Source organism: Sphingobium sp. TomTYG75 (assembly GCF_054771635.1).
This window is the reverse complement of sequence record NZ_BSRE01000001.1, coordinates 1,499,296-1,520,916: the sequence shown is the minus strand read 5'-3', so window position 1 is coordinate 1,520,916 and position 21,621 is coordinate 1,499,296. Positions and strand designations below refer to the sequence as shown.

The following is a 21,621-nucleotide window of genomic DNA, read 5'->3' as shown; positions in this document are numbered from 1 at the left end:
GCTCCGTTCGTCGCCATCAAGCAACGGTTCATCTCGGCAATGGCAGGAATGATCTCAAGATAGGGCGGCGCAGGCGTGGATGGAAGAGGAGACGCGAATGGCAATCGAGTATCGCGACAAGGTGCTGCTGGGCTGTGCCGGGTTGCTGGCGCTGGGGCTGGTCAGCGGCGGCTATCTGCTGGGTGACGGGCTGAAGCGCGCAAAGGCTGCGGACCGATCCGTCACGGTCAGGGGTCTGGCCGAGCGCAATGTCACGGCCGACCTTGCGACCTGGTCGATCAGCTATGCCGCAACCGGCTTCGACCTGCCTGCGGTGCGTGCGGAGATCGACAATAATACGCGAGAGCTGAAGGCCTATTTCGCAAGCCTCGGCTTCAAGCCGGAGGCGCTGACCCCTACGGGCGCGGGCGTCAATCAATATATCAACAACGGCGTCAACACGATCACTATCACTCAACGTATGTTGTTGCGCACGACCGACATCGCACGCGCTCAGAAAGCAGTCGCGCAGCAGTTCGACCTCGTCCGGCGGGGCGTCACGCTCCAGGAAGGTTCCGGCATGCGCTACAGCTTCACAAAGCTCAACGACGTCAAGCCGCCCATGGTGGCCGCCGCGACCCGCGATGCCCGCGCCGCAGCCGAACAATTCGCGCGCGACAGCGGGGCAAGCGTCGGCGGCATCAAGAGCGCCACCCAGGGCTATTTTTCCATCGATCCACGCGATGGAGAGGCGGACGGATCGAGCGACACCCCCTACAAGAAGGTCCGCGTCGTCACGACCGTCGACTTCTACCTTAAATAGACGGGCTCAGGCGGGCGGCAGCCGGGTGAGATTATCGGCGGCCGCCTTGCCTGCGGGCGATTGCGGCGCGAGCTTGACTGCTCTTTGCCAGGCCGATCGGGCGATGTCGGCATGATCAGTCAGGACAGCGATATTGCCCTCCTCCAAAGCCACCGACGCATCATCGGGAGAGAGCTGCACCGCCCGCGCGATATGCGCCTGCGCCAGCTTCAACTCCCCCGCGCGGCGGGCCAGCGTGGCCGATAGCAGCCACGCCAGCGGGTCCTGCGGCACCTGCGCCAGAGCCACATCGAGCGAATCGCGCGCTTCCTTGACCTCACCCAGCGCGACGAGGGCGCGGGCGCGATCGAGATGGGTTTCGCCTTTTTCCACGCCGTCGGGCAGGCCGCGCGCCAGTGCCGCGTCGAAACTGGTGCGCGCCTTGGCGGGATCGCCCGCCGCCAGCGCGGCATTACCGGCCTGCGCCCATAAGCGCGCGCTCTGCGCCATTTCACCGCTACGCTCGGCCTCATCAGCAGCTTGTTCAAAAGACACAATCGCGGGCGCCCACCGCTCCGCACGGGCATAGGCGAAACCCATGCAATGGCGCGCGTAGAAGCTGCCCCCTTCCAACCGCCATTTCTGCGCGAACGCGACGCCCTGCTCGGGCGATTGAAGCGCCTCGTCGAGACAGGCCTGGAAGGGCTTCGCATATTTTTCCGGAACGGGAATGCGACCGTCAGCAGCGGGGCTTGGTGCGGGCGCCTGCGCCTCCTTCTTGGGCCGGTTCATCACCGCCTCAATTTCCGGATCATAGGCTTGCGGCGTCAAAAGCAGCAACGGAAGGATAAAGCTCATCGAAGATTGTCCAAAAGACTGCCGAGAGTGTGGATCAGCAATGCAATGTCGCCATCGCGCGACAGACGGTGGTCGCCATCCTTAATCAGCAGCGTCTGCACATCATATGAATGCAGGCGCTGGGCTAGCCGCAGCGCGGTCTGCCAAGGGACGTCGCGGTCCTCCTGCCCTTGGATCAGCCGCACAGGGCAATCGATGGCGACAGGACCGTTCAGCAAGCGTAGCGCCTGGCCCGACTGCCAGAAGGCAAGCGTCGTCACCAGCGGCTGATCGCCATAGGGCGTGGGTTCGGTCAGCCGCCCCTGGGTTGCCAACAAAGCCTTGTCCGCGTCACTAAAGCCCCATTCGGTGAAATCCGGCGCGGCCGCGATGCCGACCAGCCCGACAACCCGGTCAGGGCGAGCCAGCGCGATGAGCAGGGCAATCCAGCCGCCCATGGACGACCCCACCAGCAGCAACGGCCCTTCCGTCAGGGCGTCGACCAGCAGTAGCGCATCGTCGCGCCAGCTGGCGAGCGTACCATCCTCAAAGCGGCCTTCGCTGGCGCCGTTGCCGCCATAGTCGAGCCGCAGCATCGCCCTTCCCGCCTCCGCCGCCCAAGCGTCGATCGCCACCGCCTTGCCGCCTTCCATGTCGGACATGTAGCCAGGCAGAAAGACGATCGTCGGCCCGGCACCCCCGCGATGCCGGTAGGCGAGCCGGACCCCATCGGGACGGGCGAACAGCGCGAGCGGCGCGGCTTGGAAGGGGGCTATCGGCTGTCTCCACTGGCGATCAATGCATCCTGCCTGATGCAATAGACGCTGACGCGCAGAAAACCAGAAAGGAAGAAAAATAATGCCCGTCGCGGAATTGACAGTGTGAGGACCAACGGCTAATCGCGCCGTCCTACCCCGTGCCCAGATGGCGGAATTGGTAGACGCACCAGCTTCAGGTGCTGGCGATCGCAAGGTCGTGGAGGTTCGAGTCCTCTTCTGGGCACCATTTTTGGACGCTAAAGGCGCCAAGCGAGCGACTGATTTTACAGCGCTTTCGACAGAAAATTGCCGGACGCTGTCCTGCGAAATCCAATTATAATCTCCAGTAATATATCGCTTTTGATGATCCTTCCGGCGGTGCGGGCGGTACCCGGCTTGACCAAGCAGGACTTTTCGCGACCATGCTGTTAATCGTCGAACCAGCGTATCGACATTGGAGAGCAGCATGGATCAAAGGACCGGACGTCGGACGTTCATCGCCGGAGCGACCACGTTGACGCTGTTCCCGCACTTGGCCGTAGCGGCGCAACGGCCAGAGGCACCTGCGCCAAAAGCCATGCCCCTGATGCCCCGGCCGGTTGACGGCGACGGGCCGGGGTTCAGATCCTTGTTTGACGGTCACACTCTGGCGGGCTGGCGCGGTGATCCGCGATACTGGCGCGTGGAAGACGGCTGCATAGTTGGCGAAGTGACGCCGGACACCCTGCTTCGGAGCAACACTTTCCTGATCTGGGAAGGCGGGAGGCCCGAGGATTTCGAATTGAAGGCGGAGTATCGGATCACCCCTGAAGGCAATAGCGGCGTCAATTACCGCAGCACCGTTGTCAAAGACGCGATCACGCCTACCAATCGCTTCGCCATGTCGGGGCTACAGTTTGATATCGACGGCCGGAATCTCTTCACGGCCATGGTCTACGAGGAACGGGGGCGCGGCTTTATCGCCCGCCGTGGTCAGTTTGCGCGAACAACGTCACCGCCGTCGCAAATAATCAGTTCCATTGGTGAGTCCGGCCCTCTGAAAGCAGCGATCAAAGCTGAATGGAACGAAGCCCATATCATCGCCAAGGGTCCGGCCATCTATCATCTGTTGAACGGCCAATTGATGGCGGCCGCGATCGATGAGTCGGCGGATCGTCGGCGCAAGGGCGAAATCGGGATGCAGGCGCACGTAGGTCCGCCGATGAAGGTGGAATTCCGCAACATCCGGTTGAAGCTGCTGTAGCGCAATCCGTGAAGGGATCGGCTATGGAAGCGTCGGCGTTGGCGCTTATCCGATCATCATCAGGCTGGCATTACCTCCAGCAGCGGTCGTGTTGATGGAAATCGACACTTCTTCAAGCAACCAATCGCAATGATAGGCAAGGGGCTGGTCCGGCTCAGCTGCATGAACGGAAATGATAGGCCCCGGCATCGCTGTGACTTCCGCCAGGGCTCGGGCAACGGCTGCCCTGTGTCCTTCCACCAGCGCAACTGCATAAGGCCCGTCAGGCAGGCCAGCGAATGCAGCGGCGACATTTGGGGGCAAATCGTCGGGAAGCGCCTCCACAACCACGCCCCGGTTCCCGGTCGCAAGGATGGCGGCCATCTGTTCGAACAAGCCATCCCGGCTCTGCGGCATCATCCACACCTGACCACGGGGATGCAGGCTGTAAAGGTTGCGTTCCCCGACTGGTCCGGCGAGCGCGCGTTCCACTCCAAGAGTAGAGGCGGCGGCATAGGCACGAGCTTTCCTCGCGCTGCCGATTTCTCCCTTTTCTTCCAGCCAATCCGCGAAATCATGGATGGGTGAAACAGGATGCCGCGACTTCCATCCACATGCGAATGGCCGCGTCACCAGTCGGTTAAGATAAAGCGGCCCGCCAGCCTTGGGTCCCGTTCCAGAAAGCCCGCAGCCCCCGAACGGCTGGACGCCGACAACTGCGCCGATCATGTTGCGGTTCACGTAAAGGTTGCCCGCCCTCACCCGCGATGTGACATAAGAGATGGTCTCATCGAGCCGGGTGTGAAGGCCGAAGGTCAGCCCATAGCCAGTGGCGTTGATCGAATCGATCAGCGTGCCCAACCGCTCCCGGCGAAAACGCACGACATGCAGGACCGGGCCGAAAACCTCCCGCTCCAACTCGGCTATATCGTCGATCTCGATAATCGTTGGCGCAACGAAGGTGCCGTGTGCCGCCTCGGCAGGCAGGGTGAGTTGATCAACCCGTTTTCCGCGCACGCGCATTCTGGCAATGTGCTGATCGATCCCCGCCTTTGCCGCCTGCGTGATCACCGGGCCGATGTCCGTCCTCAGCGCATCGGTGCTGCCAACGCGCATTTCCCCCAACGCGCCCTTGAGCATCAGGAGAATGCGATCCGCCACCTCTTCCTGCAGGCAGAGTATGCGCAGCGCGGAACAGCGCTGACCCGCGCTGTCGAATGCGGAGACCAGCACGTCCGCTACCACCTGTTCGGCGAGAGCGGACGAGTCGACGATCATCGCGTTCTGCCCGCCCGTTTCAGCGACAAACGGAATAGGGCGGCCTGCGGGTGAAAGCCTCTTGGCAAGTTGGCCCTGAATCAGTCGCGCGACGGCGGTCGATCCTGTGAACATGACGCCGGCGGTTTCCGGCGCCGCCACCAGAGCGCTGCCCAAGGCACCATCGCCGGGCGCCAATTGAAGAGCATGCCGGGGCACGCCCGCCTCATGCAGCAAGCGCACGGCCTCCGCCGCGATCAGTGGCGTTTGGACTGCGGGTTTTGCCAGCGCCGGATTGCCTGCAACCAGAGCGGCGGCGACCTGACCGGTGAAGATCGCGAGGGGAAAATTCCACGGACTGATGCACAGGATCGGTCCCAGAGGCTCCTGCCCGGCGCCGAGATTAGCCCGTGCCTGCGCGGCATAATAGCGGAGGAAATCGACCGCCTCGCGAACCTCCGCGATCGCGTTGGAAAGAGATTTTCCGGCTTCGCGGATCAACAGGCCGAGCAGGATGGGCATGCGCGCCTGCATCGCGTCGGCGGTGCGTTCCAGAATGGCTGCGCGCTCCTCCACCGGCCCGCTTCCCCAATCGGATGTCGCGGTACGGGAAACGAGGGCGGCGGCGCTCTCGGCCGCCAGTTCCACCACCGTGCCGACCCTGTCCCGATGATCGGCTGGATTGCGTATGGCGCGCTCCTCGCCTGAACCGAAGGTCGGGGCCGCCATCCATTCGATCGCGACGCTATCGCGAAGGGCCTGCGACAGGGCGGCGAGCGTGCCTTCGTCGCTAAGGTCGAAGCCAGTTGAATTGCGCCAATCGGGATACAGATCGGCAGGCAGGGCGATCAGGTCATGCTTCGCGCCGGGATGGGGCATGGCACGGACGACCTCGGCCGGGTCAGCGATCAGATCCTCGACCGAAACCGCCGGGTCCGCGATACGATGGACGAAGGAAGAGTTGGCGCCATTCTCAAGCAAGCGGCGGACCAGATAGGCTAGCAGCGTCTCATGCGTGCCAACCGGCGCATAGATGCGGCACGGGCGGTCGAGATTTTCCTTGCCCACGACCTGTTCGTATAGCGGCTCTCCCATGCCGTGCAGGCACTGAAATTCATATTGGCCGACGCTGAAATCCGGCCCGGCAATGCGGTAAATGGTAGCGAGGGTCTGCGCATTATGGGTCGCAAATTGCGGAAAGATCGCATCGGGGGCCGCAAGCAGCTTTTTTGCGCAAGCGATATAGGCGACATCGGTGTGCGCCTTGCGCGTGTAGACCGGGAAGTCGGCAAGGCCGTCCACCTGGGCGCGCTTGATCTCCGCATCCCAATAGGCGCCCTTCACCAGACGGACCATCATGCGGCGTCCTGCACGCCGGGCAAGATCGATGATCCAGTCGATGACGAAGGGGCAGCGCTTGCCATAGGCTTGAATGACGAACCCCAGGCCATCCCATCCTGCCAATTCCGCGTCTGTCGCCAGACTTTCGAGAAGGTCAAGGGAGAGTTCGAGCCGGTCCATTTCCTCGGCATCGATGTTGAGGCCGATATCATAGCTTTTGGCGAGCAGAGCCAGTTGCCGCACGCGGGGCAGCAATTCCCCCATCACCCGATCCGCCTGAGAGCGGGCATAGCGGGGATGCAGCGCCGAAAGCTTGATCGAGATGCCGGGGCCTTCATACACGCCGCGTCCGCGCGCCTCCTTTCCGATCGCGTGAATGGCACGCTCATAATCGGCATGATAGCGGTCGGCATCGGCCCCGGTCGTCGCCGCCTCACCCAGCATGTCGTAGCTGTAGCGGAAGCCCTTCGCTTCCAGCCTGCGCGCTCGCTTCAATGCTTGCTCGATCGTCTCGCCCGTGACGAACTGTTCGCCCATCATCCGCATGGCGAGATCCACGCCGCGACGGATCACTGGCTCCCCCGCGCGCGCCACCAGCCGGGTCAGCGCGGCGCCCAGCCCATCATCATCGACGCTGCCGACCAGCTTGCCGGTCACGACCAGGCCCCATGTCGCGGCGTTGACGAACAGTGATTTGCCACCGCCCAGATGCGATCCCCAATCGCCCTCAGAAAGCTTGTCGCGGATCAATGCGTCGCGTGTCGTCTGATCGGGGATACGCAGCAAGGCTTCGGCGAGGCACATCAGCGCCACGCCCTCTTCACTGGAAAGTGAATATTCCTGGATCAGCCCTTCCACGCCGTTGCCCCTGTGGTTGGCGCGGAGCGTGGTCACGAGCAGGCGGGCGACTTTTCTGATCGCTTCGCGATCCGATGGCTCAAGAGTCGCGGCTTCCAGCAGCGGCGCGATGCACGCGGGCTCTTCCCGCCGGTAGGCGGCGGTGATCGCTCGCCGAAGAGGTGACTGGGGACGTATGGGCGGCGCAAAGCCTTGGAAGGGCACGCGTCTGGTCATGGCAGCTCCAACTACCCTCCATCATTGGGCCTAAGAATCGCATATATGGATGGATTGACCCAATTCAGCATCCCGGTCGGGGAAAAGCTGGAAAATCACTCTATCTGGACTTGTTCGCCGCCTTCAATCGACGGAAATCTCAGACAAACCGCCCCGTCCCATGATCATGTGTTGATAAGTGTCCACAAAATTCTTATGCATCCGGCGGGCACGCTACTTCCCTGCATGGATGAGGGTAAGTCGATCCCCACATTCTGCGCGTAATGGTCGTCGGGCGCATATCCATCTCCGGGACGGCCGAAATGTCAGTTTCTAAAAGATCGGAAGCACGAAGATAATGTACGATCCCAGAGAAAATGCTGCAGCTGATATTGCAGCTCACCTCCACTCCTTCACGAATTTGGCGACCCATCCTGAGGTCGGCCCCCTTGTCATAACCAAGGGCGACGGCGTCTTCGTGGAAGACGATCGGGGGAACCGCTATCTTGAAGCTGTATCAGCGCTGTGGTGCGCCTCTCTGGGCTTCAGCAACGAGCGTCTGGCCAAGGCGGGCAGCGAAGCGCTGCGTGGATTACCCTATTATCACACCTTCACCGGCCGTTCCAATCCAGCCGTGATCGCGCTGGCCAACAAGCTGTTGTCGATCGCGCCCGTGCCGATGTCGAAGGTGTTCTTCGCCAACAGCGGATCTGAAGCAAACGACTCTGCTGTGAAGCTGATCTGGTATTATCATAATGCCATCGGCAAGCCGGAGAAGAAGAAGATCATCGCCCGACGCAACGCCTATCACGGCGTTACCGTGGCGTCGGCCAGCCTGAGCGGGCTTGTCACCAATCATCGCGATTTCGACCTACCCATCCATAATATTCTGCATACCGATTGCCCGCATTACTTCCGCTATGCCGAACCGGGCGAAAGCGAAGAGGATTTCGCGACTCGCCTCGCCGACAATCTTGAAAAGCTCATTCTGGAAGAAGGTCCGGAGACGGTCGCCGCCTTCTTCGCCGAACCAGTCATGGGTGCGGGCGGGGTGCTTACGCCGCCGGCTACCTATTTCGAAAAGGTCCAGAAGGTACTGGCGAAATATGACGTGCTTCTCGTCGCGGACGAAGTGGTGTGCGGCTACGGCCGGACGGGGGAGATGTTCGGTTCGACCACTTTCGGCATGAAGCCCGATATCCTCACCACGGCGAAGGGGCTGTCATCTGGTTATGCACCGATCTCCGCCGTGATGGTGAATGAGAAGGTCTATGCGCCGATCGCCCGGAACAGCGGCACCATCGGCACCTTCGGCCACGGCTTCACCTATTCGGGCCATCCGGTCAGCTGCGCCATCGCGCTGGAAACGCTCAAAATCTACGAAGAAGATAATGTCGTCGGCCACGTGCAGTCGTTGATGCCGCAATTCTCGAAGGCGCTGCGCAGCTATGAAGGCCGCAAATATGTGGGCGAAGTACGTGGGGTCGGCTTGGTCGGCGCCATCGAGCTTTATGCCGATCCTGAAAACCGGACCAGCTTCGACCCCGCAGCAAAGGCCGGGGCGCGATTGGTCGAAATCGGGCTGACGCAGGGCCTGATCGTGCGGGCGCTGGGCGATACGATCGTCTTCTGCCCGCCGCTGATCATCACCGCCGAAGAGCTTGATGATCTGTTCGCTCGGTTCGAACGTACGATGGCTATCTTCGAAGAAACCATCGGCTGACAGTCCGGCATCGGAGTAACGGCTGCGCGACGCAGCGGTTGCTCCGGTCCGGCCCCGGTTGCCGCGCGGCTCACCTAGCGTCAGCGAAGCGCGACAAACAGTGCCGCGAAAAACAGGAATGCAGCGGTCCATCGGTCCAACCGCCAGCGCGGCGGCGCCATCTTTTGGGCTGCGACCAGGCATGTGAAAAATGCTATCCAGGCGAGATTCATGACGCCGCCCACAAACAGCAGCAGCATCAGCGCCCAGCAGCAGCCCAGACAATAAAGTCCATGCCGCATGCCGATCTGGAACGCGCCGCCTGCACCGGGGCGCCAGTAGCGATGAATGAAGATGAGCGGCGACTGGCAGTTTTCCAGGCAGCGATGCTTGGCGGGCGTCAATTCATAGAAAGCCGCCACCAGCAACAGGCCAGCAGCGCCCAGGCGACCACCCAGAGACAAGGTCGCGGCGGACAAATAGCCACCATGCAGCAGCAAGGCCTGTGCACCAGCCGCGATCGCTGAAAAACTTATCCATATGAGCAGATAAGAGCCCATGACCGTAAGGCTGTGCAGCAAACGCGCATAGTCACTGGTCGCTCGATCAATCCGCGCATGCAGCAATATCATGGGCGCGGCGGAAGGAAGCATCATGGCGACCATCATGATCGACCACATGGCGAAGGCGGCGAGAAAATAGCTGGGCGACAAGGGCTGGATGGCCATGGGCATCGCGCCCATCGGCATGTCTGCCATTCCTTCCCCCGCCATGTCCCCCATTGAGGCGTCCGGCGTGGAAATGAGCCACATCCAGGCCATCATCACCAGCAGCAGCAGCGCCGCTCCGACGATCAGGTTGTTTCGCGACAATAGCTGATGGACAACAGAAGGGGTGCCGTCTGGTGGTGGCACCGGCCTAATGGACAACGCCACTCTCGGTCAGGTGAAGCTCGGCGAACTGCGCATGGGAATCGCTGAGCTGCACATCGACCGGCCCCTGGGTTTTCGCCCAACCGCGACCGACCTCGCACACATCATATTCAAAACCCTGGGGCAGGTTGATGCGCGCGCGATGCGCTTCTCCCGTCACCGGGTTGACGATCGGTTCGCCACGCGCGTCGATCCAGCCGGGAACATTCAGCCGGGCGGATCGGCCGTCAATGTCCACCCGTAGGTCGATGGGCGCGAATACGGGATCGTGCACCTTGGTGTAGGTCGTGGCAAAAACCTGGAAGAAGGTGGCGCCAGGCACAGTGTCCAGCCCGCTCATGATGCGCAGCAACGCTTCTCTCTGCGTCGGGTCCGCCCGCTCATCGACGATCGGAACGGCTTCGCCCATGCCTTCATGGATCGGCCCCGGCCAGGCGACGATCAGGCCGATGCGTAAGCCCGACAGGTCGGTGTCATCATGATGGCCCTGTTCGATGTCGATCGCGGCAACGGCCTGACAATGGCCATGCGTCGGCAACGCATTGAACTGGCAGGGACAACCATAGGCGCAATTGCAGTGGACAAATTCCTTGCCCTTGATGGTCCAGCGCGTGGCCATGGGACCTCTCCCGCCTTGAGTCTTGGACGGGGTCAGCATAGCAGCTTTTGCTGTTGTTCAACAGGCCGAAGCCTGCTCTGCCTTGGGCTTCTGAGGCTCCTGCGTTTGCGCGCAGGAGCATCATTCAGAATTTATGAGGGGGTGACCGCAGCCCTTTTCGGGCGACGATCCAGTTCAGGCACGGCTAAGCGGCATGGCAGCCATTTCAAGCGGCGGCAGCTGCGCGGGATGGGGGATCGTCACCTCCACTGGCACTACGGGCTCTACCTCCGGCACCCGTCCACGCATTCCATGATTGGCTGCCCAGATCGCAGCCTGGGTGCGGTTCTTGACGCGCAGCTTGCGCAGCACCGCCTTCACATGGACCTTCACCGTCGCCTCGCTGATTTCCATTCTCTTGGAGATCACCTTGTTGGGGCACCCCATGATTAACCAGCGCAGGATTTCCAGCTCGCGATCCGACAGGCTGGCGGCATCGACTGGCCGTTCAACCTCCAGCGCGTCCGTGAGTGTCGGTCGCGACTGCAATTCATCGGCGAGTTGCGGTGGGAGCACCCGTTCGCCCATCGCCACCAGATGCAGCGTCGCCACCAGGCGGTCGCAGCTGATTTCCTTGATGATATAACCCATTGCACCAAGCCGGAAGGCCTTCAGCATCGTCTGGAAATCGAACCGGTCGGACAGAACCACCAGATAGGAACAGGGAAATCGCCGTTGAAGGACGGCGACGCTGTCCGCATCAAGTTCTTCGGTTCCATTATCGACCAGGAGCAGCGACGGTCCGGTATCTTCTTCCGGCACCTCCGCCTTCTGGAGTGCAGCGGCAATATTGGGATATTGGTTAACCCGGAAATCTCGTTCAGTGAGAATCCGGCTCAGCCCTTCTCTAACAATTGCATTACCGCACAACAGACGCACATTGACTGGGTAAGCCATTGGGTATTCCCCTCATGATCCCTTCCACCTTCGTTAGCAGGCCCCAAACGAAGCGTGAAAGACCAGTTTCCAAATGCCTGCAGTGCGACCCTTTCTTTTCGTTTCAATAAGTTATGACTAGCATATTTGCGCGACAAGAGTCCTGAACTGCTCGCGGAAATTTGGGGTTAGTGTCAGAATTCGCTAACGAACTGTTAATGCGTTATATTCTGACTTTAACCTTATGTAGTATGCCGTACGTGCAGCGCGAGATATACTACTTTAGTCTTACGGCCGACGACACTGATCAAGCATATGCCTGAGCCGTCGCAGTTGCGAGTCTCTATTTGTTAACGCGAAAAATTAACCATGTTTCCAAACGAGTCCAATGACTTGGATCGCCGGAATTTTTTGATGTCGCCGCTGCTGGCGCGCAAGCCTGCTCGAGACTCGCGAAGGCGGGGCTTTCTTGCCACAGCCGCCAGGGGGAATCCGGTAATAAGGCTTCCGCTAAAAGGGAGCGTTGACCCCGGACAGTCTTGCTATCCTGTCTTTAGGAACCGTTGGGACCGCCGCCGCCGGTATTGCTGCCGCCACCGCCGCCGCCCATGCCACCGGCTCCCACCGTGCCGATGTTCCCGAAAATCTCGTCGAACAGGCTGCGATGACGGCCAAGGGTCGGCGTCTTGTCGCCCGCGGGCGATATCTTGGCGACCTGCTCAAGCCCCATGCGATCCACGGCAGTCACATTGCCCGCCGGGTCGAAACGGACATGCAACACGGTCTGGGCCACGGGCTTGGGATTGGAGAAGGCAAGCGCCCGCATGTCGCGCGACACATAATACCAGTCCTGATCACCGAATTGCGCGGTGAAGCTGGGTCGGCCCAGCGTTCCTTCAACGGAGGCACGGTTGTCGATGCCCGGCTGGATCGAATCGACCAACAGCTTGTCCACCTGATAGCCCTGATGCGTCCGGATGCGGGTGCAGGCGGATGTGCCGAGGACCAGCGCGCCAAGGCCGACGGCGAGCAACAGATGTCGGCTGAACTGACGCATGAACTTCTCCTGCCGGGACAGGCCCCGGGAAAACGCGAAAACCAAAGCCGCCATTGCATCGCGCGGCCCGCCGATCAATATGGAAATGCGCGACCCCCGGCAAGGGGGCCTCCGCTCAGCTCAGCCAGGAAACTGCTTCGACATGCCAAACCTATTCCAGCGCCTGTTCGCGCGAACCGATCCCAAGGAAGCGATGCAGCCGCTCTATCAGGCCATCGTCCACGAGGGGCGTCAGCCGCACTGGTATATGGAAGGCCAGGTCCCCGACACCATGGACGGCCGGTTCGACATGATCGTCGCCATCCTCGCGCAGGTGCTGATGCGGATGGAAGCGATCGGCGCCGCGCAGGAGAGCGTTTGGCTGACGGAATTATTCGTCGATGACATGGACGGCCAGCTGCGTCAGGAAGGCGTGGGCGACGTCGTGGTGGGCAAGCATATCGGCCGGATGGTGAGCGCGCTGGGCGGCAGGCTGTCAGCCTATAAAGCTGCACTACTGGGCGAGGCGGAGCTGCGGGAAGCGCTGGAGCGCAACCTGTATCGTGGCGCGACGCCGGGTGATGGTGCGATCAATCATGTCGAATCTCGCTTGCGATCGCGCTGGGTTCGGCTTTCCGCGTTGCCGCTGGACGCATTGCTGACCGGAGATATTGGATGAGCAACCCTGCACCCGAATTCTCTCGCCCGGTGCGCGCTGATCAGATCGTGCGGCATGCGCAAGGAGTGACGATCACCGCCGACGCCAACGAGCGGGAAGCACTGGCGAAGCGTTTCCATCTGCTTTCGCTCAGCCGCCTTGAAGCCGATTATACGCTGAGCGAAAATGATAGCGGCATCGAGGCACGCGGGCGCGTGCGGGCGGAACTGGCCCAGCCCTGCGTCGCTACCGGCGTGGCCGTGCCCGAGAAGATCGACACCGAATTCCTGCTGCGCTTCGTCGCGGAGCGCGGCGATGAAGGCGATGACGAAGAGATGGAGATCGATTCGGAGGATTGCGACATCATCGGCTTTGATGGGCAGACAATCGACATGGGGGAAGCGGTCGCCGAAACTATGGCCTTGGCCATGGCGCCCTATCCCCGTTCTGCCGACGCAGACTCCTATTTGCGGGAAGCGGGCGTCCTTTCGGAAGAACAGGCCAGTCCTTTCGCTGTCCTCCAGTCTTTGAAGGACAAGAAGTCCTGACCTGACGACGCCTTCCGCGTTTTGCTTTCGTTCCTGCTGTGGCATAAACCCCTGCCATGGATTCCGGGCCGCGCAAGATCATCCATATCGACATGGATGCCTTTTATGCGTCGGTCGAACAGCGCGACGACCCAACCTTGCAGGGCAAGCCGATCGCCGTGGGCGGAGGCGGCCCGCGAGGGGTCGTTGCCACCGCCAGCTATGAGGCTCGCACATTTGGCGTGAAATCGGCCATGCCCGGCGCGCGGGCGCGGCGGCTCTGTCCGGACCTTCTGTTCGTGAAGCCTCGGTTCGAAGTATATCGCGCCGTTTCGGCTCATGTGCGGGAGATTTTCGCCCGCTTCACCGACATCATTCAGCCGCTGTCGCTTGATGAGGCTTATCTCGATGTCACGGTGAACAAGCCGGGCCTGGCCTCCGCAACGGTCATCGCCCAGGAAATCCGGCGCATGATCCACGAAGAAACGGGCCTCACCGCCTCGGCCGGCGTTTCCTACAACAAGCTGATAGCCAAACTCGCTTCAGATCAGAACAAGCCGGACGGCATTTGCGTCGTGCGACCCGGCGAAGGAGCAGGCTTCATGGCGGAGATGCCTGTGCGACGCATCCATGGCGTGGGGCCGGTGACGGCACGGCGGATGCAGGCGTTGGGGATTGAAACCGGCGCCGACCTTCGCGCCCGCGACCTGCCTTTCCTTCAGCAGCATTTCGGCAGCGCCGCCACCTTCTATTATCGTGCCGCGCGCGGGGAGGACGACCGGCCGGTCCACGAGCGGCAGGAAAGGAAGTCCGTCAGCGTTGAGGACACATTTTTCGACGACCTGATAACGCAGGACGCGCTGGTCACAGAAATAGACCGTATCTCGCAAAGCCTCTGGGGAAGGATCGAGAAGAGCGGCGCCTATGGCCGCACCATCGTCCTGAAAATCAAATTTGCCGATTTCCGAATCATCACCCGGTCGAAAAGCATGGGCGCCCCAGTACGGTCGCCCGACTTGCTGGCGGAAACGGCGCGTGCCCTGCTACTCGCCCAGCTGCCGCTACCCATGGGGGCTCGGCTGCTGGGTCTTGGGGTGCATAATCTTGACGCCGAAGAGCCGGTCGAGGGAGGCCAGCAACTCAGCTTTGTCCTTTAAACCAGATCAGAAAGGCAGCCAGTTCCGCTTTTCCGTGAACTTCATGTAGCCAGCATTGATGCCCAGTCGATAACCAACGCCCAGACGGATCGGGATCAGCACTACGCTGCCCCAACGCAGGTAGCTGGCTGTGAAGCCACCGACGAGATAGGCCGTGCCTTCGGCAGCGGGGAAGCGGTGATAAAGGTCCTGCGTGTCGTAGAGATTATAGACCAGGACGAAGGTGTTGGACGCATTGCCGCCCACATCGAAGCCGATGGATGGCCCGGTCCAATACACCTCCCGCTTGCCTTCCACCTTATGGTTGAGCGTGCCGGATCCATAGCGCAAGCCAACGACAAAGGCGCCGGATGCTTCCCGACCGGCAATATAGGCGTTGGGACGTCCCTGATCCTTCAGGATCTTCTCGATCATGCCGGCAAGCCCCTCGGCCCCCTTGCCAAAGACGCCCTCGGCCGCCCCGATCAGGTCATCTTCCTGATAGGATTCGCTCGGGCTCAAGGCGGCGGGGGGCGAGTTGGACGTTACCGGCGCGCCGGTGGCGGTGCTGTTCGCCGCAGGCGGGGCATAATCCGGCGCCGTATTGCTGGGGGGCGGAACGCTGTGGTCGACGCCGGGGTCGGTGGGGGTGCTGTTCGCGGGCGGAACGGGCGCGAGGTCCGCGTCGATCGCGGTATTGGGATCGACCGTGCGCACCTGCGCAGTCGCAACAATTGGACTGAACGCCATGCCCGCGGCGGCAAATGCCATCGCACCCCGCCGCACATTGCGAGCCGCCGCACGCCTTAAAATCCCGATCATGCCCGCTACTCCCCGAATTTTCCGCTCTTCGACCAACTATCAGATTATCGGAAAGCAAGCTGAAACGACAATGAACGAACGGCGACCCGAGTCGATTCTGGGCTGGAACGAATCCTGCGGACAAGTTTGTAAGAATTTCATGGCATACACCCGTTGCCTTGCGCGAAAGCCACCGTTATAGCGCTTCTCGCCTAGCCGCTGTCCCGCCCCAAGCGGGTGTTCAGGCCATGTTTGGAGACGTGGGTGAGTGGCTGAAACCAACGGTTTGCTAAACCGTCGTGCTGAGAATTCGGCACCGAGGGTTCGAATCCCTCCGTCTCCGCCACCTTTCCGTAAAATCCCGTCCGCCGCCGCTGTTCAGGCCGGGATGAAGCGGCGTTCGTAGCGCCAGCTGGCCCATAGCTGCTGAACCATCCGGCTGGTGGTGCGAAGACGATCGGGCGGGACGCGGCTGTGCGAGGAGTTCGCCTTTGTCTCCAGGCTGGGCGGCAGGTCATGGAAGCCGCAGACACTAAGGCCCGTCAGCTTCGCGGCCTCCCGGCAGAGAGCGGTGAACCGACGCATCACTGCATGATTGGGACGTTGGCGGTCGCGGGTCAGCATTTCGAAGCTGTGCGTGACGACGACGAACGCGGCGTGCCGCTCGCGCACCGCGTGATGCAGCCCGGTGCGCATCTCCTTCGCCGACATCGCGCAGATTTGCGCAGGGCGAAAGCTGCCGGGCCGGTCGGTGATGCCCGAAACCGGAAGCTCACAGACACCGAAGCTGCGCGTTGGTGCGACCTGATCGCGCGCACCGTTGATGCGGCAGCCATAGCGGTGATAGGCGGGGTTTACGCTGCTGTCCCAGGTCATGCCGACATGACCGAGGGCGCGCAGCGTATCGTCATTGGCACCAAAATTGCCTGCTCGAAAGGCCATGGGCGCAGGCGCACCAGCCTCCTCCAGCCATTGCCTGCCCAAGCGCAGCAAGGTGAACTGATCATCCATCGAAAGGTCACCGATATTGCGGCCCAGCCTCCCTTCGACAGGGGAGTGGCGCGCCCAGCGGAGCCATTCGCTGTGAACGTGCAGTTGCACCTCGTGCCCCCGGTCCACGATTGAGGTGACGATGGGCTTCAAAAACGCGGTTCCATAAAGCAGCGCGGGCATCGGATCGACGAAGAACACGCCTTTGAGACCATGCTTTTCCAGTTCGGCCATTTGCCAGCCGATGCCGTAGGCTTGGCCCTGAGACTCCGCCCAGATGGACAGGCGGATATTATCCTCCAGGCTTATTCCCCGCTCGTGAAGCAGTGACGATAATTCTGTGTCCACGGTGATCAGCAGGGCAGTCATTGTCAAAGCCCCTACCCCATCCATGTTAAGGAGCCGTAACACCGCCCTGATTATGGCGACAGGGCGGCTACCCACTGGACCAGTCGCGCGCTACATCGCCTTATGATTTCAATTCACCCGCTGACCGGCATGGCTGAAATTTGTGCCGGTGACGATTTGGCCGCGCTGTTGAGAGACGCTTTGAAAGTGGCAGGGCTCTGGCCGTTGCTGGACGGCGACGTGCTGGTCATCACGCAGAAGATATTGTCCAAGGCGGAAGGTCGCATGGTCGATCTTACCCAGGTCGAGCCGACGCCGGAGGCTCTGGAACTGGCGACAATCACCAAAAAGGACCCGCGCCTTGTCGAGCTTGTGCTGCGGGAAAGCGTCGCCGTCGTCCGTGCCGTGCCCCACATATTGATCACTCGTCACAGGCTGGGCCATGTCATGGCCAATAGCGGCATAGACCGGTCGAATATCGGCCCGGGCGGCCCGGAACGGGCGTTGCTGTTGCCCCTCGATCCTGATCGCTCAGCTGCCGCGATCAGCCATGCCCTTACCGACGGCGGGATCGCGCCTGCGGTGGTGATATCCGACAGCTTCGGGCGGCCATGGCGCTACGGGGTGGTCGGCGTTGCCATAGGCGCGGCACGTTTGCCTGCGCTGATCGACCGAAGGGGAGACAGGGACAGGGATGGCCGCCGCCTGGAAGTGACGCAGATCGCCTTGGCTGACCAGATTGCGACCGCCGCCGCATTGGTCACAGGCGAAGGGGCTGAAGGCATTCCAGCCGTGCTGATGCGTGGATTGCGGTTACCCATGGGTGATGCGCCTGCAACGGCGCTTGTCCGGCCGCTGGAGGAGGATCTGTTTCGATGAGCCGTATCGTGGCGCTGACTGGTGGCGTGGGCGGCGCCAAGCTGGTGCTGGGCCTCATGCGCATTTGCCCGCCAGAACAGATTACCGCCATCGTGAATACGGGCGACGATTTCCGGCACTTCGGGCTCACCATCTCTCCTGACATCGACACCCTTCTCTACACCCTGTCCGGTAAGGCCAATGCAGCACAGGGGTGGGGCCGGGAAGGCGAGAGCTGGAGCTTCATGGACGCCCTCAAATCCTTGGGCGGCGAAGATTGGTTCCTGCTAGGCGATGGCGACCTGGCGCTGCATGTGCTGCGATCTCATCTGCTGGCGCGGGGAGAGACGCTGAGCTCGATTACCGCCCGCTTCGCTGCTGCATGGGGGCTGGACCTTACCATCCTGCCGATGAGCGATGACCCGGTTGCGACGCATCTCAACACCAGCGAAGGCGACATGCCCTTCCAGCGCTATTTCGTCGAACGCCGCTGCGCGCCGGAGGTGCGGGCCATTCGTTTCGAAGGCGCAGAGCGCGCTATACCGGCGGCAGGCGTGATCGAAGCGATCACCGCCCCTGACACACGGGCCATTGTGATAGCACCGTCCAATCCCTGGCTGAGTGTCGATCCGATCCTTGCGGTGCCTGGCATCCGGGAAGCGTTGGTCTCCGCTCGCGCGCCGGTTGTTGCGGTGTCGCCGATCGTCGGGGGGCGGGCGGTCAAGGGACCCACCGCCAAGCTCATGCAGGAGTTGGGCCTGACCGTGACCAATAAAAGCATCGCGGCCCATTACGCCGATGTGATCGACGGGCTACTGATCGACGAACGCGACGACGCCTCTGACATTTCGATCCCACACGACGTTTGCGACACGCTGATGAAGACGCTGGAGGACCGGGAAAGAGTTGCGCGTGCTGCTCTGATGCTGGCCGACCGGATCGCCAGCTGAACCGTGCGCTGCTGGATCGTCATCCCGGTCAAGGCGCCGCAATTGTGCAAGACGCGGCTATCCGCTGTGCTTGGCGAGGATGAGAGGCGAAGGCTGGTGGCGACGATGCTGCGCCGAACCGTTACTGCCGCTCAAGCAGTTGCGGGGCGGGAGCAGGTTTTGTTGCTGGGGCCGTCGCGGCATGATCTGGCAGAGGATATTCCGCTACTTGCTGACCCGGGACGCGGCTTGAACGCAGCCCTGATGAGTGCGCGAGACGCGGCGATCGGGGAAGGGGTCGACCGGCTGTTGATATTGTCGGCGGACCTTCCTTTGATCGGGCCTGATGATGTGACGGCACTGCTTAACCTGCCGAGGGATAGCATCGCGGTCGCGCCCGATCATGCGGGCACGGGCACCAACGCGCTCTTACTACCCCTCCCCGGCGCGGCCGAGTTCCGCTTCCATTATGGAGAGGGCAGTTTTGCCGCGCATGAGGCCGAAGCGGACAGGCTCGGCCTGCTTTTTCGCAGCGTGCAACGACCCGGACTGGAACTCGATATCGATCGGCCGGAAGAGCTCGCGCTCTGGCGGCGGGGCTAGCCCGTCCCTGCCTTAGAGGGCCACCCCTGCCGAAGCGAGTACCGCCAGTGTGAGCAGTTCGGACGCATTTGAAGACATGGTCGCGATCTGCACGGACTTCTCCATGCCCACGAGCATCGGGCCGATCATCGTCGTGCCGCCCAGTTCGCGCAACAGTTTCGCCGAGATGTTGGCTGATTGCAGGCCGGGCATGACCAGGATGTTGGCCGGGCCGGACAGGCGGCTGAAGGGATAATTTTTCATGACGGCGGGATTAAGCGCCGCATCCGCCGTCATTTCCCCCTCATATTCGAAATCGACGTCACGGCCATCGAGAACCTTCAGCGCATCGCGGACATTTTCCAGATGGCCGCCTGGCGGGTTGCCGAAGTTGGAATAGGACAGGAAGGCGACGCGCGGGTCATGACCCATGCGCCGTGCGACCGCGACAGTGCCCTCGGCGATGTCGGCCAGCTCGCTGGCGGAGGGCCGTTCATTGACGGTGGTGTCGGCCAGGAACACCGTCTTGTCCTTCGACACCATGATATGGATGCCAAAGGCAGTGCGCCCCACCACCGGGTCCATGACGCGCTTCACCTCGCGCAGAGTCTGGGCGAAGGGCCGCGTCACGCCTGTGATCATCGCATCAGCATGGCCCATGCTGACAAGCAAGGTACCAAAGATATTGCGATCGCGATTGACCATGCGTTCGCAGTCGCGCCGCAGATGACCGCGCCGCTGCAACCGACTGTAGAGGGTATCCACCATCTCGGGCACCAGAGGCGAATTGACGCTGTTATGCAGTTCGAAACTTTCAGGATCGCGGACGCCAAGCGCCTTCAGCTTGTCATAGACTTCGTTCCGGCCGACGAGGACGGGGATGCCATAGCCGAGGTCACGGAACTGGATGGCGGCGCGCAGCACCACTTCCTCCTCCGCTTCGGCAAACACGACGCGCTTGGGATTGGCCTTGGCGACCTCGTAGGCCGTGGTGAGGACCGACGTCGTCGGATTCAATCGGCCTTTGAGAGACTGGCGGTAGGCCGCCATGTCGGCGATCGGCTTTTGCGCGACCCCACTTTCCATCGCCGCTTGCGCGACAGCGGCAGGCACAACCTCCATCAGACGCGGGTCGAACGGCGCGGGGATGATGTAGTCGGGACCAAAGCTGTGCGAACGGCCGTAAGCCTTGGCCACTTCCTCCGGCACCTGTTCGCGCGCCAGTTCGGCAATGGCATGCGCCGCCGCCACTTTCATCGGTTCGTTGATGCCCGTTGCGCGCACGTCCAGAGCGCCCCGGAAAATGAAAGGGAAGCCCAGCACATTGTTGACCTGGTTGGGATAATCCGACCGGCCCGTAGCGACGATCGCATCCGGGCGAACTTCCAGAACCTCGGGAGGCGCGATTTCCGGGTCGGGATTGGCCATGGCGAAGATGATCGGCTTTTCCGCCATCGCCTTGACCATGTCCTGCGATACCGCCCCCGCGACGGACAAGCCGAGGAACACGTCGGCGCCCTTGATCGCTTCGCCCAGCGTGCGGGCGTCGGTCTTCACCGCATGCGCCGACTTCCACTGGTTCATGCCTTCGGTGCGGCCCTGATAGATCACGCCCTTGCTGTCGCACATGATGACATTGTCGTGCGAGACGCCGATCGCCTTGATCAGTTCGGTGCAGGAAATGGAGGCCGCGCCTGCGCCATTCACCACGACCTTCATGTCCTTAAGGTCGCGCCCGGTCAGCATCGCCGCATTGATGACGCCAGCGGCGGCGATGATCGCCGTCCCATGCTGGTCGTCATGGAAAACCGGGATGTTCATCCGCTCTTTCAGCGTCTGTTCGATGATGAAGCATTCCGGCGCCTTGATATCTTCAAGGTTGATGCCGCCAAAGCTCGGCTCCATCAGTTCCACCGCATCGATGAACTTATCGACGTCCTCGGTCTTAAGCTCGATATCGATCGAGTCCACGTCGGCGAAGCGCTTGAAGAGCACTGCCTTGCCTTCCATCACCGGCTTCGATGCAAGCGCGCCCAGATTGCCAAGGCCAAGGATAGCCGTGCCGTTGGAAATGACCGCGACCAGATTGCCTTTGGCCGTATAGTCGTAGGCGGCCTGCGGATCGGCGGCGATGGCGCGCACCGGCACGGCGACGCCCGGCGAATAGGCAAGGCTGAGGTCACGCTGCGTCGCCATAGGCTTCGACGCGATGATTTCGATCTTGCCCGGCCTGCCAGTCGAATGGAAGAACAGCGCCTCGCGCTCGGAAAATTCCACACTCGACTTATCAGCCATGACGCATCCGCCCCTCTTTACCTAGTAAACAGGCCCTAGCGGCA

At 61.7% G+C, this 21,621-nt stretch carries 19 protein-coding genes and 2 tRNA genes; 11 read left to right on the top strand and 10 right to left on the bottom strand.

All coding sequences use genetic code 11. From position 1 onward, the window contains the following. The first annotated feature begins 97 nt into the window (after positions 1–97). Positions 98–802, top strand: coding sequence for an SIMPL domain-containing protein (locus tag ACYU81_RS07695; RefSeq protein ID WP_449470630.1), 705 nt, complete (start codon positions 98–100; stop codon positions 800–802). A gap of 6 nt (positions 803–808) precedes the next feature. Here ACYU81_RS07695 and ACYU81_RS07690 read toward each other — a convergent pair whose 3' ends face one another. Next, entirely contained in the window at positions 809–1,639 is an 831-nt protein-coding gene (locus ACYU81_RS07690) for a tetratricopeptide repeat protein (RefSeq protein ID WP_460987090.1), read from the bottom strand. Then, positions 1,636–2,394: an alpha/beta fold hydrolase gene (locus ACYU81_RS07685; protein ID WP_460988136.1), complete on the bottom strand. Its 759-nt coding sequence runs from the start codon at positions 2,392–2,394 to the stop codon at positions 1,636–1,638. The genes ACYU81_RS07690 and ACYU81_RS07685 overlap by 4 nt, the downstream gene beginning before the upstream one ends. A gap of 142 nt (positions 2,395–2,536) precedes the next feature. Here ACYU81_RS07685 and ACYU81_RS07680 point away from each other — a divergent pair. Together ACYU81_RS07680 and ACYU81_RS07675 are read left to right on the top strand one after the other, a co-directional pair. Further along, positions 2,537–2,623: transfer RNA gene (locus tag ACYU81_RS07680), tRNA-Leu, on the top strand. Positions 2,624–2,842: 219 nt separating this feature from the next. Then, positions 2,843–3,619, top strand: a complete 777-nt coding sequence (locus ACYU81_RS07675) for a 3-keto-disaccharide hydrolase (RefSeq protein WP_460987089.1) — start codon at positions 2,843–2,845, stop codon at positions 3,617–3,619. 45 nt (positions 3,620–3,664) lie between these two features. On the opposite strand, the gene putA is transcribed toward ACYU81_RS07675, so the two are convergent. After that, on the bottom strand, positions 3,665–7,270 hold the full coding sequence (gene putA, locus ACYU81_RS07670; RefSeq protein ID WP_460987088.1) for a trifunctional transcriptional regulator/proline dehydrogenase/L-glutamate gamma-semialdehyde dehydrogenase: 3,606 nt from the start codon (positions 7,268–7,270) through the stop codon (positions 3,665–3,667). A 337-nt stretch (positions 7,271–7,607) separates the two neighbouring features. On the opposite strand from putA, the gene ACYU81_RS07665 reads away from it, so the two are divergent. After that, on the top strand, positions 7,608–8,972 hold the full coding sequence (locus tag ACYU81_RS07665) for an aspartate aminotransferase family protein (RefSeq protein WP_460987087.1): 1,365 nt from the start codon (positions 7,608–7,610) through the stop codon (positions 8,970–8,972). Between the two features lie 80 nt (positions 8,973–9,052). Here ACYU81_RS07665 and ACYU81_RS07660 read toward each other — a convergent pair whose 3' ends face one another. The 4 genes from ACYU81_RS07660 to ACYU81_RS07645 form a co-directional block, all read right to left on the bottom strand. Then, on the bottom strand, positions 9,053–9,823 hold the full coding sequence (locus tag ACYU81_RS07660) for a DUF2182 domain-containing protein (protein ID WP_460987086.1): 771 nt from the start codon (positions 9,821–9,823) through the stop codon (positions 9,053–9,055). A 46-nt stretch (positions 9,824–9,869) separates the two neighbouring features. Next, entirely contained in the window at positions 9,870–10,502 is a 633-nt protein-coding gene (locus ACYU81_RS07655) for a DUF1326 domain-containing protein (RefSeq protein WP_460987085.1), read from the bottom strand. Positions 10,503–10,676: 174 nt separating this feature from the next. Then, the gene (locus ACYU81_RS07650; protein ID WP_449470543.1) at positions 10,677–11,438 is read right to left on the bottom strand and encodes a LuxR C-terminal-related transcriptional regulator; all 762 of its coding nucleotides are present in this window, start codon (positions 11,436–11,438) and stop codon (positions 10,677–10,679) included. A 532-nt stretch (positions 11,439–11,970) separates the two neighbouring features. Continuing rightward, a complete protein-coding gene (locus ACYU81_RS07645) occupies positions 11,971–12,528 on the bottom strand; it encodes an outer membrane protein assembly factor BamE (RefSeq protein WP_460987084.1) in 558 nt (185 codons plus the stop codon). 88 nt (positions 12,529–12,616) lie between these two features. On the opposite strand from ACYU81_RS07645, the gene ACYU81_RS07640 reads away from it, so the two are divergent. Genes ACYU81_RS07640 through dinB form a run of 3 tightly spaced genes read left to right on the top strand, consistent with a single transcriptional unit; the run spans position 12,617 to position 14,795 of the window. Continuing rightward, positions 12,617–13,132, top strand: coding sequence for a ubiquinol-cytochrome C chaperone family protein (locus ACYU81_RS07640; RefSeq protein WP_460987083.1), 516 nt, complete (start codon positions 12,617–12,619; stop codon positions 13,130–13,132). Next, complete coding sequence (locus ACYU81_RS07635; RefSeq protein WP_449470539.1) at positions 13,129–13,659, top strand: YceD family protein; 531 nt, start codon at positions 13,129–13,131, stop codon at positions 13,657–13,659. The genes ACYU81_RS07640 and ACYU81_RS07635 overlap by 4 nt, the downstream gene beginning before the upstream one ends. A 56-nt stretch (positions 13,660–13,715) precedes the next feature. Then, entirely contained in the window at positions 13,716–14,795 is a 1,080-nt protein-coding gene (dinB, locus tag ACYU81_RS07630; protein WP_460987082.1) for a DNA polymerase IV, read from the top strand. 6 nt (positions 14,796–14,801) lie between these two features. Here the strand turns inward: dinB and ACYU81_RS07625 are convergent, their stop codons facing one another. Then, positions 14,802–15,596, bottom strand: coding sequence for a DUF1134 domain-containing protein (locus tag ACYU81_RS07625; protein ID WP_460987081.1), 795 nt, complete (start codon positions 15,594–15,596; stop codon positions 14,802–14,804). A 233-nt stretch (positions 15,597–15,829) separates the two neighbouring features. Here ACYU81_RS07625 and ACYU81_RS07620 point away from each other — a divergent pair. After that, positions 15,830–15,921, top strand: a tRNA-Ser gene (locus ACYU81_RS07620). A gap of 32 nt (positions 15,922–15,953) precedes the next feature. On the opposite strand, the gene ACYU81_RS07615 is transcribed toward ACYU81_RS07620, so the two are convergent. Then, the gene (locus tag ACYU81_RS07615; RefSeq protein WP_460987080.1) at positions 15,954–16,934 is read right to left on the bottom strand and encodes a polysaccharide deacetylase family protein; all 981 of its coding nucleotides are present in this window, start codon (positions 16,932–16,934) and stop codon (positions 15,954–15,956) included. Positions 16,935–17,036: 102 nt separating this feature from the next. Between ACYU81_RS07615 and cofE the strand changes: the two genes are divergently transcribed. The 3 genes from cofE to cofC are packed head-to-tail and all read left to right on the top strand — an operon-like array spanning position 17,037 to position 19,303. Then, complete coding sequence (gene cofE, locus ACYU81_RS07610; protein ID WP_460987079.1) at positions 17,037–17,792, top strand: coenzyme F420-0:L-glutamate ligase; 756 nt, start codon at positions 17,037–17,039, stop codon at positions 17,790–17,792. Then, on the top strand, positions 17,789–18,721 hold the full coding sequence (cofD, locus tag ACYU81_RS07605; RefSeq protein ID WP_460987078.1) for a 2-phospho-L-lactate transferase: 933 nt from the start codon (positions 17,789–17,791) through the stop codon (positions 18,719–18,721). The genes cofE and cofD overlap by 4 nt, the downstream gene beginning before the upstream one ends. Before the next feature lie 3 nt (positions 18,722–18,724). Next, positions 18,725–19,303, top strand: coding sequence for a 2-phospho-L-lactate guanylyltransferase (gene cofC / locus ACYU81_RS07600; RefSeq protein ID WP_460987077.1), 579 nt, complete (start codon positions 18,725–18,727; stop codon positions 19,301–19,303). Positions 19,304–19,315: 12 nt separating this feature from the next. Here cofC and ACYU81_RS07595 read toward each other — a convergent pair whose 3' ends face one another. Beyond that, positions 19,316–21,577, bottom strand: a complete 2,262-nt coding sequence (locus ACYU81_RS07595; RefSeq protein ID WP_460987076.1) for an NADP-dependent malic enzyme — start codon at positions 21,575–21,577, stop codon at positions 19,316–19,318. Positions 21,578–21,621 lie beyond the last annotated feature (44 nt).

Excerpts from the sequence above, each read along its gene's own strand:
- ACYU81_RS07695 (WP_449470630.1), top strand. The coding sequence starts at position 98 with ATGGCAATCGAGTATCGCGACAAGGTGCTGCTGGGCTGTGCCGGGTTG.
- ACYU81_RS07690 (WP_460987090.1), bottom strand. The coding sequence starts at position 1,639 with ATGAGCTTTATCCTTCCGTTGCTGCTTTTGACGCCGCAAGCCTATGAT.
- ACYU81_RS07675 (WP_460987089.1), top strand. The coding sequence starts at position 2,843 with ATGGATCAAAGGACCGGACGTCGGACGTTCATCGCCGGAGCGACCACG.
- putA (WP_460987088.1), bottom strand. The coding sequence starts at position 7,270 with ATGACCAGACGCGTGCCCTTCCAAGGCTTTGCGCCGCCCATACGTCCC.
- ACYU81_RS07665 (WP_460987087.1), top strand. The coding sequence starts at position 7,608 with ATGTACGATCCCAGAGAAAATGCTGCAGCTGATATTGCAGCTCACCTC.
- ACYU81_RS07655 (WP_460987085.1), bottom strand. The coding sequence starts at position 10,502 with ATGGCCACGCGCTGGACCATCAAGGGCAAGGAATTTGTCCACTGCAAT.
- ACYU81_RS07650 (WP_449470543.1), bottom strand. The coding sequence starts at position 11,438 with ATGGCTTACCCAGTCAATGTGCGTCTGTTGTGCGGTAATGCAATTGTT.
- ACYU81_RS07645 (WP_460987084.1), bottom strand. The coding sequence starts at position 12,528 with ATGGCGGCTTTGGTTTTCGCGTTTTCCCGGGGCCTGTCCCGGCAGGAG.
- ACYU81_RS07640 (WP_460987083.1), top strand. The coding sequence starts at position 12,617 with ATGCCAAACCTATTCCAGCGCCTGTTCGCGCGAACCGATCCCAAGGAA.
- ACYU81_RS07635 (WP_449470539.1), top strand. The coding sequence starts at position 13,129 with ATGAGCAACCCTGCACCCGAATTCTCTCGCCCGGTGCGCGCTGATCAG.
- dinB (WP_460987082.1), top strand. The coding sequence starts at position 13,716 with ATGGATTCCGGGCCGCGCAAGATCATCCATATCGACATGGATGCCTTT.
- ACYU81_RS07625 (WP_460987081.1), bottom strand. The coding sequence starts at position 15,596 with ATGATCGGGATTTTAAGGCGTGCGGCGGCTCGCAATGTGCGGCGGGGT.
- ACYU81_RS07615 (WP_460987080.1), bottom strand. The coding sequence starts at position 16,934 with ATGACTGCCCTGCTGATCACCGTGGACACAGAATTATCGTCACTGCTT.
- cofE (WP_460987079.1), top strand. The coding sequence starts at position 17,037 with ATGATTTCAATTCACCCGCTGACCGGCATGGCTGAAATTTGTGCCGGT.
- cofD (WP_460987078.1), top strand. The coding sequence starts at position 17,789 with ATGAGCCGTATCGTGGCGCTGACTGGTGGCGTGGGCGGCGCCAAGCTG.
- ACYU81_RS07595 (WP_460987076.1), bottom strand. The coding sequence starts at position 21,577 with ATGGCTGATAAGTCGAGTGTGGAATTTTCCGAGCGCGAGGCGCTGTTC.